The organism is Microcystis sp. CS-574 (assembly GCF_028329095.1).
GTDB classification, from domain to species: Bacteria; Cyanobacteriota; Cyanobacteriia; order Cyanobacteriales; family Microcystaceae; genus Microcystis; species Microcystis ichthyoblabe_A.
The window spans coordinates 26602-43924 of sequence record NZ_JAQMSY010000249.1 but is presented as its reverse complement, the minus strand read 5'-3'; the positions used below and the strand labels follow the sequence as shown (position 1 = coordinate 43924).

16 protein-coding genes are annotated in these 17323 nt (G+C 42.0%); 8 read left to right on the top strand and 8 right to left on the bottom strand.

Going from position 1 to position 17323, the window contains the following annotated elements; translation table 11 throughout:
• The first annotated feature begins 231 nt into the window (after positions 1-231).
• A complete protein-coding gene (locus PN470_RS20370; RefSeq protein ID WP_002736855.1) occupies positions 232-465 on the top strand; it encodes a DUF2283 domain-containing protein in 234 nt (77 codons plus the stop codon).
• Between the two features lie 125 nt (positions 466-590).
• Here PN470_RS20370 and PN470_RS20365 read toward each other — a convergent pair whose 3' ends face one another.
• The 3 genes from PN470_RS20365 to PN470_RS20355 all read right to left on the bottom strand — a co-directional run bounded on the left by PN470_RS20365 (position 591) and on the right by PN470_RS20355 (position 1915).
• Positions 591-1004 (bottom strand): toll/interleukin-1 receptor domain-containing protein, encoded by a 414-nt coding sequence (locus tag PN470_RS20365; protein ID WP_002736736.1) that lies wholly within the window; start codon positions 1002-1004, stop codon positions 591-593.
• Positions 1005-1060: 56 nt separating this feature from the next.
• Positions 1061-1504: a toll/interleukin-1 receptor domain-containing protein gene (locus PN470_RS20360; protein ID WP_002735722.1), complete on the bottom strand. Its 444-nt coding sequence runs from the start codon at positions 1502-1504 to the stop codon at positions 1061-1063.
• Positions 1505-1609: 105 nt separating this feature from the next.
• Positions 1610-1915, bottom strand: a complete 306-nt coding sequence (locus tag PN470_RS20355; protein ID WP_271935567.1) for a hypothetical protein — start codon at positions 1913-1915, stop codon at positions 1610-1612.
• A gap of 313 nt (positions 1916-2228) precedes the next feature.
• On the opposite strand from PN470_RS20355, the gene PN470_RS20350 reads away from it, so the two are divergent.
• The 7 genes from PN470_RS20350 (at position 2229) to PN470_RS20320 (ending at position 11993) form a co-directional block, all read left to right on the top strand.
• Complete coding sequence (locus PN470_RS20350; RefSeq protein ID WP_002798842.1) at positions 2229-2726, top strand: DUF29 domain-containing protein; 498 nt, start codon at positions 2229-2231, stop codon at positions 2724-2726.
• Between the two features lie 426 nt (positions 2727-3152).
• A complete protein-coding gene (locus PN470_RS20345) occupies positions 3153-3785 on the top strand; it encodes a restriction endonuclease subunit R (RefSeq protein WP_271935564.1) in 633 nt (210 codons plus the stop codon).
• Between the two features lie 219 nt (positions 3786-4004).
• A complete protein-coding gene (locus PN470_RS20340) occupies positions 4005-5159 on the top strand; it encodes a SpoIID/LytB domain-containing protein (RefSeq protein ID WP_271935563.1) in 1155 nt (384 codons plus the stop codon).
• 138 nt (positions 5160-5297) lie between these two features.
• The gene (gene metH / locus PN470_RS20335; RefSeq protein WP_271935562.1) at positions 5298-8861 is read left to right on the top strand and encodes a methionine synthase; all 3564 of its coding nucleotides are present in this window, start codon (positions 5298-5300) and stop codon (positions 8859-8861) included.
• Positions 8862-9095: 234 nt separating this feature from the next.
• Positions 9096-9698, top strand: coding sequence for a J domain-containing protein (locus PN470_RS22265; RefSeq protein WP_110578493.1), 603 nt, complete (start codon positions 9096-9098; stop codon positions 9696-9698).
• 2 nt (positions 9699-9700) lie between these two features.
• On the top strand, positions 9701-10702 hold the full coding sequence (locus PN470_RS20325) for a hypothetical protein (protein ID WP_271935561.1): 1002 nt from the start codon (positions 9701-9703) through the stop codon (positions 10700-10702).
• Between the two features lie 232 nt (positions 10703-10934).
• The gene (locus PN470_RS20320) at positions 10935-11993 is read left to right on the top strand and encodes a D-alanine--D-alanine ligase family protein (protein WP_149107716.1); all 1059 of its coding nucleotides are present in this window, start codon (positions 10935-10937) and stop codon (positions 11991-11993) included.
• Positions 11994-12135: 142 nt separating this feature from the next.
• On the opposite strand, the gene PN470_RS20315 is transcribed toward PN470_RS20320, so the two are convergent.
• The 5 genes from PN470_RS20315 to PN470_RS20295 form a co-directional block, all read right to left on the bottom strand.
• Positions 12136-12879, bottom strand: coding sequence for a Uma2 family endonuclease (locus PN470_RS20315; protein WP_271935560.1), 744 nt, complete (start codon positions 12877-12879; stop codon positions 12136-12138).
• Positions 12880-12945: 66 nt separating this feature from the next.
• Positions 12946-14622 carry a bifunctional 3,4-dihydroxy-2-butanone-4-phosphate synthase/GTP cyclohydrolase II gene (ribBA, locus tag PN470_RS20310; protein WP_103113197.1) on the bottom strand — a complete coding sequence of 559 codons (1677 nt, stop codon included), beginning with the start codon at positions 14620-14622 and terminating at the stop codon, positions 12946-12948.
• Positions 14623-14759: 137 nt separating this feature from the next.
• On the bottom strand, positions 14760-15638 hold the full coding sequence (locus tag PN470_RS20305) for a phycobilisome linker polypeptide (RefSeq protein WP_002736362.1): 879 nt from the start codon (positions 15636-15638) through the stop codon (positions 14760-14762).
• Between the two features lie 176 nt (positions 15639-15814).
• Positions 15815-16303 carry a phycocyanin subunit alpha gene (cpcA, locus tag PN470_RS20300; RefSeq protein ID WP_272081550.1) on the bottom strand — a complete coding sequence of 163 codons (489 nt, stop codon included), beginning with the start codon at positions 16301-16303 and terminating at the stop codon, positions 15815-15817.
• A 66-nt stretch (positions 16304-16369) separates the two neighbouring features.
• Complete coding sequence (locus PN470_RS20295) at positions 16370-16888, bottom strand: phycocyanin subunit beta (protein ID WP_002735500.1); 519 nt, start codon at positions 16886-16888, stop codon at positions 16370-16372.
• Positions 16889-17323: the final 435 nt, after the last annotated feature.

Sequence of the window (17323 nt, the reverse complement as noted above, 5' to 3'; positions counted from 1 at the left end):
TACAATCTCCGAAACCCTCTCAGGTTGTACTTTTGATTTCTGACTTGCGCGTAGCGCTATAACAGGAGGACAAATCGAATGGCGGCTCTCTTGGATTTGGTGGGTAAAATGTATTCTAAGATACATTCCTCCTAGCGAGGGGGTGGAATGAACCACAAAGACACAAAGGACACAAAGATTGATCGATCATATAGTAAGTTAAACTTATCACACAGAACCTAGAAGAGCCGAATGGCAGCAAACCTAATTATTAAATATGACCCCACTGGAGACATTCTCTATATTAACAAATGCGCTCCCTATACCGAACAAGAATCCGAAGAATTAGGAGATGATATTATCGTGAGAGTCAACCCAAAAACCGAAGAAATAGAAAACCTAGAAATCCTTTTTTTCTCCCAAAGACTACAAGAAAACAACGAACTCCAACTTCCCCTTATCGCCAATCTCCGCTTGGCAGTTTAGTGTAATCAGATTGAGTAAATCATTAAAACAACTTAGCTTATGTCTGCAAATATTCGTCAACAACTCCATCAACATATCGATCAATTACCAGATCACATATTGGTTTGTTACGCTACAAACTACCACTAGATATAGATATAACCCAAGCCAAAGACACGAAGCAAATCTCGGCATCCTTCTTCAAAATTATCATTAAAATTAATAATTTGGAAGCTAGGTAAGACCCAAGAAAGTTTTGTATATTCACAAGGTTGATAGAGAATTGGCAAAATTTTATCTTCAAAACGCTGATCTTGTAAAGTAAAAATTAGTTCTCGCTTTACCCACATAGAATCGACCGCATCAGGAGAGAGAACGATAATAAACCAATCACATCGCCTCAAAGCTTTCCCAATTTCATCATGCCATTGCTGTGCGCCTAAAATATTAGTTTCACTATACCAAACGGGAACTCCATGACGGCGTAATTCATTGGACAAATGAGAGACAAACTCTCGATTTTTGCTAGAATGGGAAAGAAAAGCTTCTTGGGGAATCATCTCATACCTATAGTTAAAATTAGACAAAGCATAGCTTGGGATGAGACAAGCCAAATCTAAAAGTGGTGTATCTCATGAGTCAGTCCGTCGGAGCTTGTCGTATTTTTAAGTGCCTGTGTAATTTCTTTCAATTCTTGATTGTCTTGTTCAAGATTAGGGACGAAAATCATTGGAAATTTTTTGAGAATCCAAGGAATATGTTCTAGGTTTGAATTATCTGAGGAAGAGACAATAACAGGAATGATACGACCTTGATACTTTTCTTCTCCAATTGCATAACTAATATCAGAAACAACATTAAAAGGCTTCAGTGATTCTGGTGTTAATAAGACTATCATTGCTTCAGATTCTTGTAAGGCTTTACCTATGTTATTAGCCCAGTTTTCCCCGGGTAACATTTCAGCAGCATCCCAAACTTGAAAGCCATCTTCTTTGAGAGAATCAGCAACTCTCTTAGCTAACTTAGCCTCAGTAAAGGCATGACTAATAAAAACTTTCATATTCTTTCTAGCTTCCTCGATATTTAAATTAATTCAACTGATTTATTCATAATCTGCTGACAATTTACTAAGAGTATAGCGTTTTTAGTCGCTAGAGAAACTCATTTACTCCTCGACTTCATCAGGAATAGATTCAGCTGACTTAAGCATAGCGCCTAAATCGACTGTTTCTTCAGCGAAATTTCCTGTGCGGGCTTCTGCGAGTCCCCGTTTGAGCGACTCGCGGACACTAGGATTCTGAAAAGCCCATAGTTCTCCCCCCAGAATCGCCACCATGGGAACCAAAAGAAGCTCCCCGCTTGCATTCATCAGTATTCGATAGTGACGGTTGCTACATTCAGTCCCAAGGCTAATCCGTCCGCAAGCATCAGCCTGAATATCTTCAATGAGCGAAAAATTCTGATACTCCATCACGTCTCCTCCTCTCTTCATATACTTATTCTAGATAAGTTACCCAATTTGGGCAATAGGGTTATGTCCATTTAGCTCCTCACTATCTAAAGAAAACAGGTTAAACTTGTTCGGGCGAGAGCCTTGACAACAAACCCAGTTTGTAGTCGAAGCTCTCTTCGCTAAATTCTCTCCCCTTTCCTTGTAGGATAGGGTTCAGGGGAGAGGTCAATAATTAAGAACCCAATGTGATCGCACTATTCGGCAACGATCAAGTATAATAATAAATATGAAGACCAAATTATTCATCTACCGTTAACTTAATGAAAGCCAAATGAACTTATTAAAACAATCGGACATTCAAGAAAATCCCACAACACTTTACGAACAAGATCTTCAGTTGTGGATTGAGCAAACTATTCATCAATTACAGAATCGACAGTTTGAACAACTGGATATAGAAAACTTAATTGAGGAGTTAAAAGATTTGGGTAAGTCAGAGAAACGCGCCTTAGAGAGCAACTTAATGGTCCTGTTGATTCACTTACTCAAATTAAAGATACAGCATGATGCTCCTGAGACAATGAAAGCAAGTTGGTATAATTCAGTAGATGAGCATCGTCAGCGCGTTCAAGATGATTTACTTAAGACTCCCTCTCTTAAATCTTATCTCTTAATCTCCATCACACAAGCCTATTCCAGCGCTCGTAAAGTCGCCATCAAACAGGGTAAACGCGCTCAATTTGGTATTCGTATTCCCCAAGAAAGTGAGTATCCCCTCGCTTGTCCTTTCACACCTGAACAGATTCTAAATGAGGACTTTTACGGGTAAAAACGAAAGTAAACATTATCGATAATAAAACCATGAAACCAGAATATGACCTTGCCAACATGAAAAATCGCCCGAATGACCTAACCCCCCTTCCCTGGGAAATAAAGGGGGAATAAAGTTTTTAATACCTAACTACTTATATCTCAATAAATCTCTTGGATAAATCATAGCAAAGTGAACCTTTCATGTACTCTAAATTAAGGAGAAGACGATGGCTAATCTGGATGATGTAGGAAGAGCGAAAGCAGCTGATAAAAACCTGAACGATGCTAACCGAAGCGATGTGCAGGTAAACAAAACAAGACCATATCCTTAACTGTTCTCTCTGATTTAGAGCAGTTAACCCTGTCAGTAACGGATATTTTGCTTGGTTAAATTAAAAATAGCAAATTACCATTAACGTAAGTGTTAATTAAAGAGGTAAATATGGTTCAATTTTTACAAGCAAAAGAATTCACTCTCAGAGATTTAATTAATCATTTTCAACTACAGTTTATAGAAGATGAGCATTTTTTTGGGGAATGGCAGCAAGACCTAGAAGCAATCTCTGAACAAGAAAAAGAATTGTTAGATAAAATCAAAACAGGTTATTTAAACTTATTAAATTATCCTCCCTTTTTAGAAACTTCGGTGAGGATGACGGTTTTAGATCCATTATTATTTATTGGTAACTTTTATCTATTTCCCTTTCAGATTAAAGCAGAAGAGTCTGTTGAAATTATTACAAAAGAGCAAGATTTAATAATTAAAGGAAGGTTAGATACTTTAATTATAAAAGAGCAATTATGGGTAATGATTATTGAATCAAAACGGGTTATTTATTCCGTTGAAGTAGGTTTACCGCAATTATTAGCTTATTTAATTGCCAATCCTCATCCCAACCGTCCTAATTATGGAATGTTGACCAATGGTTCCGAGTTTTTATTTGTTAAATTATTATGGGACGGTAAACCTTTATACGGAACCTCTCGTTTATTTGCTATGAGAAATCCGGGGGATTTATACGAGGTTCTCAAAATCCTTAAACATCTCTGTCAGTCTAGCGAGGGGGTGGAATGAACCACAGAGACACAAAGGACACAAAGATCGATCGCTTCTATGGTAAGTTAAGCTGATCACACAGAACCTAGAAGAGCCTGGATTAGAGGAGATTCGGCTAATCTAAGGATGGGTGGTTAAAAATTTTTTCGGCTTTTCTTGACTATTTCAGCCTGATTTGTCCTGACAAGCTCAAGAATACGAGATTTTTTCTCTAGAATTGCCCGGCCTGAGAGGGGAATGGTAAAGTTAGATAAGAAAATTAAAGATGGTGTGATTAAAGTGAAATTTGCTGCTAGTACCTATTTTTCCCTGCTGCGCCATTGTGCCGTTCCTTTGTTGTCGATCGCCACTTTTACCCCAATTCTCTTAACTTATTTAGCCAAGGAAAAACCAGAAACCCCGCAACCCCAGGCAAATCTAGAGACTGCTGCCTCCCCTGCTCCTATTATCCCATCTCCGATCGCCCCCTTAACCGCGCCGTCACCGAAACTATCCCCCTCTCCCCAATCTTCTGCGATTCCAAAATCAGCACCCTCTCCTCAGTCTTCCCTCTCAGCGCCGAAAAAATTAGCGCCATCGGTTCAAACTTCCCCTAATACTTCCCCCGCTGCTGCGGTTAAACCGGTGACTAGACAACCTTTAGCGGTTCCCGCTAATTATACGCCGCCGGTCCTAGAAATTCGCGTGGCGATTAAAAGGGATGTGGCTAGTGTTTTGATTGGAGTTAACGGGCCAGCGGTGATCACCGATCGCCAAGGTCGTGGTTTAAAAACGATTGCCACTAACGAGGGTTTACCGGTCATTCCAGGTGCCAATGGCTTAAAAATGGGCGATTTATCGCTGCCAGAGGTGATTTTTGTGCAGCCCACCAGTGCCGATGGTTTAGTTTATGTGGATGATGGTTGGTATCGGGGCAAAATCCTCCTTGTTGCTCAAGGCGATCGCTTGTTAGTGGTTAATCATGTTAATTTAGAGGCCTATCTCTATAGTGTGGTGGGGAGTGAAATGCACTCCACTGCGCCAATGCACGCTTTAAAGGCACAAGCGATCGCCGCCCGTTCCTATGCCCTAGTACACATGATCCGCCCCGCTAATGCTTGGTTTCATCTGGGTAATAGCCAACGCTGGCAGGTATATAAAGGCATTCGCTCGGAGTATCAATCGACTCACCAGGCGGTTAATGCCACTGCTGGGCAGATTCTCAGCTATAAAGGGGGTGTAGTCGAGTCTCTTTATGCTGCCACCGATGAAATTGTCGCTTGGGCCCACGGTGGTCGCGGTATGAGTCAAACTGGGGCTTATAAATTAGCGGAAAAAGGCCTAGATTATCAACAAATTCTCGGTAATTATTATCCCGGAGTTGGTTTAGCCCGTCTAGTGCTACAAAATTAGATTGATTGGCTTTCTCGACTGAAAACTCAAATCTGATCACTGATAACTGATCACTGATAACTGAAATGCCGACCATAGCAGATTTCTAGTAACTGTATTACAATAAACTTTCAAAATGCTATAGCAGTAAATCTCTCTATGAATAGCCCCTTTCTCGACTACCTCAACGGTCCCAAGCATCCCGTCCTCGTCTTTGATGGAGCGATGGGAACTTCCCTACAAAGCCAAAATCTGACGGCCGAGGACTTTGGTGGGGCAGAATACGAAGGTTGTAACGAGTATCTTGTCCATACTAAACCTAGCGCCGTAGCGAAAGTCCACGAAGCCTTTTTAGCCGTGGGTGCGGATGTGATTGAAACTGACACCTTCGGGGGAACCTCGATAGTTTTAGCCGAGTATGATTTAGCCGATCAAGCCTATTATCTCAACAAAAGCGCCGCCGAACTGGCCAAAGCTTGCGCGAATAAATACTCTACCCCCGAAAAACCCCGTTTTGTGGCGGGTTCCATGGGGCCGGGGACAAAACTGCCCACTTTGGGTCATATTGACTTTGATACCCTCAAAAATGCCTATGTGGAACAGGTAGAGGGTCTGTATGATGGCGGAGCAGATTTATTATTAGTAGAAACCTGTCAGGATGTCCTGCAAATTAAAGCGGCTTTAAATGCTATTGAAGAAGTATTTCAGAAAAAGGGTCAACGATTGCCCCTAATGGTTTCGGTGACGATGGAAACCATGGGAACGATGTTAGTAGGAACGGAAATTAACGCCGTTGTCTCTATTTTACAACCCTATAAAATTGATATTTTGGGACTTAACTGCGCCACTGGTCCAGATTTAATGAAACCCCATATTAAATATCTCTCGGAAAATTCCCCTTTTATTGTTTCTTGTATTCCTAATGCTGGTTTACCGGAAAATGTCGGCGGTCAAGCGCATTATCGCCTCACTCCCGTAGAATTAAAAATGGCTTTAATGCACTTTATTGAAGATTTGGGAGTACAAATTATCGGCGGTTGTTGTGGTACTCGTCCCGACCATATTCAAGCTTTAGCGGAACTAAGTCAGGGTTTAACTCCGAAATCTCGTCATTATCATTATGAACCCTCCGCCGCTTCTATCTACAGTACCCAACCCTATATTCAAGATAATTCTTTCCTGATTGTCGGGGAAAAATTAAACGCCAGTGGTTCTAAAAAATGTCGGGAACTGCTCAATGTTGAAGACTGGGATAGTTTAGTATCGATGGCGAAAGCGCAGGTAAAAGAAGGAGCGCATATTCTCGATGTCAACGTCGATTATGTGGGCCGGGATGGGGTGCGCGATATGCACCAATTAGCCTCTCGTTTAGTTAATAATGTCACCCTACCTTTAATGTTAGATTCCACCGAATGGGAAAAAATGGAAGCGGGGTTAAAAGTAGCGGGGGGTAAATGTATCCTCAACTCTACTAACTACGAAGACGGGGAATCGCGTTTTTATCAAGTCTTGGATTTAGCGAAAAAATACGGCGCGGGGGTAGTAATTGGAACCATTGATGAAGAAGGAATGGGACGCACTGCCGAGAAAAAATTCCAGATAGCTAAACGGGCCTATTATGCGGCGATAGAATACGGAATTCCTCCCTACGAAATCTTTTTTGATCCTCTAGCTTTACCGATTTCTACCGGTATCGAAGAAGACCGAGAAAATGGCAAGGCTACTATCGAAGCAATGCGTCGAATTCGCCAAGAATTGCCAGAATGTCACATTCTTTTAGGTGTATCTAATATCTCCTTTGGCTTGAATCCGGCAGCGCGTCAGGTATTAAATTCCGTCTTCCTCAACGAAGCGATGCAGGTGGGGATGGATGGGGCAATCGTCAGCGCCAATAAGATTCTTCCTCTGGCAAAAATTGAACCAGAATATCAGCAAATTTGTCGGGATTTAATCTATGATAATCGTCGTTTTGATGGCGATATATGTGTTTATGATCCCCTGACCAAATTAACCGAATTATTTGCGGGGAAAACTACTAAAAAAGACCCCTCTAGTAATGCTAATTTACCCGTGGAGGAACGCTTAAAACAGCATATTATTGATGGGGAAAGATTGGGACTGGAAGAGGCTTTAAAGCAAGCTTTACAGGACTATCCACCCCTAGATATTATTAATATTTTCCTCCTGGATGGGATGAAGGTAGTGGGTGAGTTATTTGGTTCGGGACAAATGCAGTTACCTTTTGTTCTCCAATCGGCCCAAACTATGAAAGCAGCCGTTGCCTTTTTAGAACCCTTTATGGAGAAAAAAGAGGGGGATAATAATGCCAAAGGGACTTTTATTATCGCAACAGTTAAAGGGGATGTTCACGATATAGGTAAAAACCTAGTTGATATTATCTTGACCAATAACGGCTATAGGGTGATTAATTTGGGCATTAAACAACCCGTAGAAAATATCATCGAAGCCTACAAAGAACATAAGGCCGATTGTATCGCCATGAGCGGTTTATTGGTGAAATCGACGGCTTTTATGAAGGAAAATCTAGAGGTTTTTAATGAAAAAGGAATCACCGTTCCTGTTATTCTTGGTGGGGCAGCTTTAACTCCCAAATTTGTCCATGATGACTGTCAAAAAACCTACAAGGGACAGGTTATCTATGGAAAAGATGCCTTCTCTGACCTGCATTTTATGGATAAATTAATGCCCGCTAAAGCTGGCGGTCAATGGGATGATAGTAAAGGCTTTTTAGGTAAGTTTGCCGAGGCAGAAAAAACCCCGGTTGTTGCCGAAGAATTAAAGGTTAATCCCGATACTATTTTTACCGATGGCAGCATCAACCAAGAATTAGTTATTGATACCCGTCGGTCCGAAGCGGTGGCAGTTGATATTTCCCGACCAACACCGCCCTTCTGGGGTACTAAAATATTAACAGCCGCAGAAATTCCCATCGAGGAGGTTTTCTGGTATTTGGACCTACAAGCTTTATTTGTCGGTCAATGGCAATTCCGCAAACCCAAAAGCCAATCAAAGCCAGAATACGACCAGTTTTTACAGGAAAAAGTTCATCCAATTCTGACAGCATGGAAAGAGAAAATTGTCAAGGAAAATTTACTAAACCCCACATTAATTTATGGTTATTTTCCCTGTCAATCCTCTGGTAATTCCCTGTTAATTTACGATCCTGAATCGATACAAGCAGGCGAAAAACCCGAAAATCTGCAACCGATCGCCATTTTTGAGTTTCCTCGCCAGAAATCCGGTCGTCGTCTCTGTATTGCTGACTTTTTCGCCCCGCAGGAATCCGGTATTATCGATGTTTTTCCGATGCAAGCGGTGACAGTGGGGGAAATCGCCACGGAATACGCTAAATCTCTCTTTGATGCCAACGAATATACCGAATACCTCTATTATCACGGCATGGCTGTCCAAACCGCCGAAGCCATGGCCGAATGGACTCACACCCGCATCCGTCGCGAGTTAGGTTTTGCAGAGTTCGATCCCGATAATATCCGCGATATACTACAACAGCGTTACCAGGGTTCTCGCTATAGTTTCGGCTATCCCGCTTGTCCCAATATTCAGGACCAATACAAGCAACTAGATCTGTTAGGATGCGATCGCATTGGGATGTATATGGACGAAAGCGAACAATTGTACCCAGAACAATCCACCACCGCTATTATTACCTATCACCCCACCGCTAAATACTTTAGTACCTAATCAGTGACCAGTTATCAGTGATCAGATTTGAGTTTTCATTTCAATTATCGACTTAGATCTATAATATGCCAGCAATTTTTTTGATTATTAACCACATGACAAAGTGGCCACTGCTGTGGTATTAATTTAGGATAGGAAGTTTTCGGGAGTCAGTCGTCGGTCGTTCATACCAAATTAGCCTACACTTCATCTTGATAAGAAAGGCTAGATTTTTTGCAGCTTCTTAGGGAAATTATGACCACTAATCCTCTTAACTCGCTCATTTTAGAGCAGATTAGTCATATCTGTGAGCAATACTCGATCGAAAGTCGTATTCTCGAAGATTTTGCCGATTTTGTCATCAAAAACCACCGTAAAAAGTCTCCTAAACCATCGTTAACTAAATCAAAAACTACAGCCACCACCACCACAGGCTCAAAAGTTAAACCTTTAACTCTAACGCAACTTAAACAGGCAGTTTATGCCTATTTTGAGGTTAGCAATACCACAGAATTAAAAAAATCGAGTATGTTTCAAATGGCTACTAGAGCCTTTGATAACATCAATTTATCTCAGCGAGAAAGTTGGGAGGTTATCTACAGGAAATATATCGGTATTCTTCCCGAAGAAGATTACGAACAGGGGAAAGATTGTATCAACGGTATCAATATTTTTAAATATTTTCGTCCCTATCGTGTTTTCGATCTTGATCCAAATACTGCCAGCAAGGAAGACATTAAAAATGCCTATTATCGTCTTTCTAAAATCTATCATCCTGATAACCAAGAAACAGGAAACTCTCACATCTTTGATCGTTTGACTGTGATGTATAAATCTATCACCACGGAGATAAAATAATCATGCCTCAGAAAGCAAATACCTTCCTGATCCGGGATACCGAATTAGCTCAATGGTTTTCTATTACTCTTGAAAAACTAGAAAAAATTGTTGATATTTTTGATGCTGATCCTAATGATGATTGGGATTTAGTTGAAGGTGTCGATTATCAATTTGTCAATAAAAAAGATAAAGTTAGAGTGTTTTCTTTTGAAGGTGCTTTAAAAATTGCTTCCTATATCGAGAAGAATGAAAAGCGAGGAATTATATACAGATTTAGAGAATTTTTTACTAAGCACGATCAAAAAATTCGTCGCTCCTTAGCACGAAAATTAATTTTTGCTGAACTCACTGACTCCGGCGAAATTCAAGTTTATAAAGGACGGCCTATGATTCATAAACAGAGTTTGCGGCGAATTTTAAAAACTAATGGAACCAAGCTAAATAAAACCGTGAATCATCTTCAGCAAAGAACTGATAAACCTCTAGAATTAGGAGTAGATTTTTACGAAGATGAAAAAAGAGAGTTTTGGTTCTCTGAAAGTGGAATAGTGATGATTTCTAAATCCATGAGTGAAACTTTGACGAATAAATCGCGCCAAGAAATGTGTAAAATGATTGCAATGGAGTTTCCTCTTGCCTTTAAAGAAATTCAGGAAAATCTAGATGACGATACCAAACAAAAAATCGAGATTGAAAAGGCTAAAAAACGAGCTAAAACTAGAGATAAAAACACTTGTCAGGTGACAGGGCAAAAACCGGATAGAAATAATAAATTTAATCTCGCTGTCCATCATCTTTACTCTGCCCAGAAATATCCCCATCTAGCGACATTAGATCTGAATTTGGTGACTATTAAAGAAGAAATTCACCAAGAATTCCACGGTAATTTAGGGGGATTTCATCAACCTTGTACCATCGAGGATTTTATCGAATTCTTGCACGTTTACTATCCCGAACATCATGGTAATTTAGCCTTAAAACTTCAGAAAAATAAGAAAAAACTGGAAAAATTAGCTAAATAATCACTCAATTTCGGGGGGTGAATAGCTCCAAAGTGATTATCGATTTTTTTAGGGAAAGAACGACCAAATTTCATCATGAGCGATAATTAATTTATCGAAAGTTTGGGTTAAAACTCCTATCTCACGAGGAACAGCCGCATCTAAATCATTGGCAACTATTGTCAACTCCGCCCATAGTATATATGATAGTTGAACTCTAATTTAGGATCTAGCTGGGTCTAGAGAGGATAATATGGATAAGATCAAGGTAGGATTGTTGTTTGGTGGTCGATCGGGAGAACACGAGGTATCTATCAATTCGGCTCGATCGATCCTGCAAGCTTTTAATTACCCCGAAAATCTTGACAAATACGCCGTTATCCCCTTCTATATCGATAAAAATGGCTGTTGGCATTCGGCAGCAACTGCTAGACAAATTTTAACCTCTGGGCAACCCCTAGCTATTGAGAGTGATATAAAAGTCAATATCTGGCAATTTCCTCCAGAAGTGAGCGAAATTGAGGTCTGGTTTCCAATTCTCCACGGACCGAATGGAGAAGATGGCACTTTACAAGGATTACTCACTCTCATGCGGGTTGCTTTTGTGGGTAGTGGGGTACTGGGTTCATGCCTAGGCATGGATAAAATTGCCATGAAAACTGCTTTTGCAGCCGCTGGATTACCCCAAGTTAAGTATAAGGCCATAACCCGCTCGCAAGTGTGGTCAAATGCCTGTGTTTTTCCGCAATTGTGCGATCAAATCGCCGAGGAAATAGGTTATCCTTGTTTTATTAAACCGGCTAATTTAGGTTCTTCGGTGGGTATTAGTAAAGCACGCAACCGGCAAGAATTAGAGGCTGCTTTAGATAGTGCTGCTAGTTATGATCGACGGATTATTGTTGAAGCAGGAGTAACCGCAAGGGAGATCGAATGTGCAGTTTTAGGTAATGATAATCCCCAAGCTTCTTTGGTGGGAGAAATTACTTTTGATAGTGATTTTTATGACTATGAAACTAAATATACTGACGGGCGATCGAGTATGGTGATTCCCGCAAATATTCCCGATAAAATTGCTAATCAAGTGCGAGAAATGGCTGTAGAAGCATTTAAAGCTGTGGATGCTGCGGGATTGTCGCGGGTGGATTTTTTCTATGTGGAGAAGACTGGGGAAGTGTTGATCAATGAAATTAATACTCTGCCGGGGTTTACTAATTTTAGTATGTATCCCCAACTCTGGAAAGCCACCGGTTTAGAGTTTGATAAATTGGTCGATAAGTTGGTACAATTAGCCTTAGAAAGACAGGAAAAATAAGGTTAAATTACCAACATTTCTAGGATAGGAATTACCTATTAAATAGAAGATAAATTTTGTCTTTGATCCCCCCTTGATCCCCCCTTAATAAGGGGGGAAACTGACAATTTTTAACACCTAACTACTTAGAGATATTGATCAATCAGATAGTTTCAGGATCAATGCCCAATTCTCGTAATTTTTGGGCTAATCTTTCCTTCTCCAAGATAGCTTGTTCTTTTTCAAGGATAGCCTGTTCCTTCGCTTGTCGTTCCTGTTCCCTTTCTAAAAAAATCTGTTCCTTTGCTTGTCTTTGCTCTAATTCAGCTTCTTGGGGAGTGGGAACCAATTGACCATCGGTGGTAAAATAACGCAGTTTACGGTCAAATATGCCTAAATATAGTTCTAACTGTTCACTCCATAGATAACCCTGGTCATTAGCAGCAATAGCCTGATATTGTCCCGCAATTAGTCTAAATCCTTGCAATTCTAAGGTATTAGGATCAAACCAAAAATAATTAGGAGTGCGAAAGGTATTTTGATAGAGATTTTTCTTTTTATTGCGATCAATATTAGCAGTGGATGGGGAGAGAATTTCCACGATCACATTGGGATATTTACCCCCTTCTCCCCAAACCACCCAACTTTTGCGGGGACGTTTTTCTGTATCTAAAACCACAAAAAAATCAGGACCACAAAAATCACGTTTTTTTAGTTGTTCTTCGTTATAGTAGATGGTAAGATTGCCCGAAGCGTAGTAATTAGTTCTTTGTTGCCATAACCTTTCTAAACAACCGATCAGAATTGTAATTTGTTGTAGATGTAGATCACTTTCCAAGGGTGGTTCATCACTCCATAAATCGGTGGGGGGACAGGTAACTTCCGGTAAAATGTCGAGAGTTGTCATAGTTTTTCCCCGTTACACTAGCTTTGTTTAATTATAACTGTTACGCTCTTTTCTGGTCATAGAAAACTAATTTTTTGCTGAATCACGAGTAAAACTGTAGATAATTTGGGTAGCTAATTGTGGTAATTGTGAGAAATCTTCATCGGACATTTTTTGACGATCGAGTTTCATTTGTAATCCCGTCATCGAATCGTCTCCGTCGGAAATTAAAAATTCTAAGCGTTCAATTTCCGACCAATCTTTAATGTCATTTAATATCTTGTCAATAACCAGAAGATAAGGATGGGAAGGATTTTTATACCAATTACTGCTGACACCCTGACGAATATCTAAACCTAAATGTACGATCAAAGGGGCGCGATCAAAAAGGGCATTGGCTACCGGTCGGGTTTCTTCTTGGAGAGATAATTGATTAGCGCGACTTAACTGCCGTAATTTCTCTAATTGATGATATCTTTGCGAAATTGACGGCGGATTTTCCCCCCAACTGAGAGCGATGGTGACTAGATAGGTTTGTAGGAATAGATGTCCTAACTTTTCCGCTTTTGTGGCTAGATAATTGGAATTATAATCATTAGCCTCGATCAGCAAAGGTACTCGCTCGACTATTTCCAAACCGTAGCCTTTTAACCCGGCAATTTTACGCGGATTATTGGTAATTAAACGAATATTTCTCACCCCCAAATCGTTAAGCATTTGCGCTCCCATGCCGTAATCGCGCAAATCGGCGGGAAATCCTAACCTTTCGTTGGCTTCCACCGTATCTAATCCTATATCCTGTAAAGAATAGGCTTTTAGCTTATTAATTAAACCAATTCCCCGGCCTTCCTGTCGCAGGTAAACCACCACCCCTAAACCGTTGTTTTCAATCATTTTTAAGGCACTTTGTAACTGTTGCCGACAATCGCAACGCAAGGATCCCAAAGCATCCCCAGTCAGGCATTCTGAGTGCATTCGTACCATTACAGGTTGATCATCAAAGAGAGCGGGATCGCCTTTCACAATAGCGATATGTTCGGTTTGATCTAATAAATTTCGGTAGGCATAAAGCTGAAAAGTGCCGAATTGACTGGGAAAATCACAGACTGTTTCCCGATGGACAAAGCGATCGTGTTTTAAGCGATAACTGATCAGATCGGCAATGCTGATTAACTTTAAATTATGTTGACGAGCGTATTCAAATAGTTGCGGTAAACGGGCCATGGAACCGTCGGGATTTTGGATCTCACAGATAACTCCCGCCGGATACAACCCGGCTAATCGAGCTAGATCCACGGCTGCCTCCGTATGACCGGCGCGTTTTAAGACTCCACCGGCTTTAGCACGAATCGGGAAGACATGACCGGGACGGGTGAGATCGTCGGGACGAGTGACTGGATTAATGGCAACTTGTACGGTTTTCGCCCGATCTTCTGCTGAAATGCCAGTTTTAACCCCTAAGTGGGGAGCAGCATCGATGCTAACAGTAAAAGCGGTTTGATTGCTATCGGTGTTTTTTGTCACCATCAAGGGTAATTCGAGAGCATCAAGACGCTCTCCCGTCATTGCCAGACAGATTAAACCGCGAGCTTGCACTGCCATGAAGTTAATCAGATCGGGGGTGGCAAATTGGGCCGCACAGATTAGATCTCCTTCATTTTCGCGATTCTCATCATCAACTACTACAATAGCCCGTCCGGCTTTGATTTCCGCTAAGGCAGTATCGATAGAGTCAAAAGCGATCGAAGTGACAGTCACAGGCATTAAAACGATAGAACTATTTTCATTCTACAGGTTTGCTCGATCTGCTGAGGTTCAATTTCTGTCAGTTCCCTAGAAAGAAGTCTCCCGGTGAACCTGACGGCTGCCCGGGAGACTTTTAGTTATCTTAAGCTAGAAAATTAGTTCAAACTAGCGGGGGTGATGCTGGCAACTTTGCCACCGAGACGGTTGATCTGTTGCAGGGTGTTATTTAACTGTTCAAAGGGGACGATAATCGCTTTGCTACTGCGACGGACACGGGGATAACCCGGTTTGCTAATAGCGGCAATTTCCACGCGATAGAGCTTACCCACATCACCATAGGCCACACTACCACCCAGAGCTTTACTGGGGGTGTTGCGTTGAGCAGAAGGACGATAGGCCCAACCATCGCTGCCACCGGAGGGACCGACTACTGCCGAAGCACCGTTTTGAGCTAATTCCACCGCTAAACGGGAGGTTTTGCCGGCAATCTGAGAGCGATCGCTGTTGGCATAACCGCGATAGAGTTGGAACATCCGGGTAAATCCCACGGTTTTTTGACCGGGTTGGCTGGCGAAACCACGATAGTAGGGAACGATGCTATCGCCGAAGTTTTCGGTATATTCGGCGGAATCGATGTAGGAGTCGATATCGGCCTCGAATCCTTTGTTTTCGTAGAGATCGAGGTGATAGACCACTTCCGACTCATCGTAGGGAGCGCGACCTAAAAGATGTTTGATATTAAGTTCGATGACGCGGGTTTGGAAGTTACCGTAGAAGAATTTGTTCTTATACAGTTCCGATTTGGCCACGGCGCGGACGAATTCCCGCACGGTGATCGAACCGTTGCAGAGTAAGGATTCGGCACTGGTAAGGCGCTCGGAACGCATGATATAGTCATTGCCTAGCACCTGACGATAGACAGCGCGAATAACTGCCTGTGCGTCGTCACGGGACCAATCGGGACGTAATTCCACGGGAGCAACCTCGCTAAAAGCGGTTGTCCCTAAACGGGAAGCTGAGGTAGTAATTGCCACTAAAGTTCTCCTACAAAAAAATGATCATTTTCTGACCCCTCAAAACTAGGGGAGGATCAGTTCGATTACCTGGCCGCCTTGACGATGGATATAACAAGGTCTGGAAGAACAGGTGATTGCTAACCCTTTTGCTAACAACCTCCTGTCTTTCCAGACCAGCAGTTTTTTCGATTGGACTAGCTGAGAGCGTTGATAGCGTAGTCGATATAGGAGTTGGCTTCTACCGCAGGGTCGCCACTTAAACCATGGTTGGCTTTGATATATTTGAGAGCTTCGATGTACCAGCTAGGAGACAGGTCGAAGGTGCGGTTGATTTCGTCGATACCAGCGATGAGGTACTCGTCCATCGGACCGGTTCCACCAGCAACTAAGCAGTAGGTCACCATGCGGAGGTAGTAACCGATGTCACGAGCGCATTTTTCTTTACCGCGTTGATCCGCCGCAAAGTTAGCCCCTTGCATTTGGGTGGTGTAGGGGTACTTGTTGTACACGGCTTGAGCAGCGCCAGAGATCAAAGAACTGGCTTTTTCGGTCAACACTTTAGCGGCGCTGAGGCCAGCAGAAGCTTGACGAAAACGACCGAAAGCAGTTTGGATTTCGGTGCTGCTTAAGAAACGACCTTGAGAATCAGCGGCTGCTACGGCTTCGGTAAGGGGGGTTTTCATTGTTTGGTATCTCCCAATAATCTTGCAATAAGTTTCCTACGGTTTAATTGAGACTAGCCCCAGGGACTAGGCGACAGCAGCGGCGGCGCGGTCGAAGTAGCTGGCAATTTCAGACATTAAAGCACTGCAATCGCCGGGGGTGATACCGTTGCGATCGTTAGCAATGGATAAAGCAGCTTCTTTCATTTTGCTTACGCCAGCAGCTACGGAAGCTCCTGGTACTCCTAAAGCTACATAGGTTTCGCGCAGACCATTTAAGCAACGATCGTCGAGAACACTGCCGTCGCCAGAGAAGGTAGCGTAGGTAACATAACGCAAGATGATTTCCATGTCCCGTAAGCAAGCGGCCATACGACGGCTGGTGTAGGCATTACCACCGGGGGTGATCAGTTGGGGCTGTTCAGCGAACAGGCTACGAGCGGCGTTGGCAACGATGGTGGAAGCGTTACTGGTGATCCGGTTAACAGAGTCCATCCGTTTGTTGCTGTCGGCAACCATGGCGCTGAGAGCGTCTAGTTGGGAAGAGCTTAAATATTCGCCGCGAGCATCAGCTTGGGATACTACCCGGGTGAATGCGTCAAACATTGTGACAATCTCCTAAATTTAAATGGGATTTGCTTGCAATTAAAATTTTCCCTCTTAAGGGATTTCACGGTGAGTCTGGACGAGCCTTGACCGTGATTGTTGCGATTTACTTTAAGAAACCTGAAAAAACTTCACTGCTCTCTCATAAATCACCTAAGGAGGTTAAACAAGTATCCAGCTTAACTTTTGTCTGTTATCTTGGCCCCTCAAGTTAAATTTATACACTGCTGTCGAAACTTTGTTTGTTACAAATTATTAAGTTTTTTGCTGTCTTTTTGTAACGGTCACTTAACAATGACCCGATCGAGTTGGTCATCAATTCCTGACATGGCTCAAAGCCTCTCACCGTCAGGAAATCAGAGACAGCAAGGCTTTAAGGGTATAAAGGGCAGCAAGATAGAAAATTTAAGCTTTTTTTTATATTTTCCCGCTTTC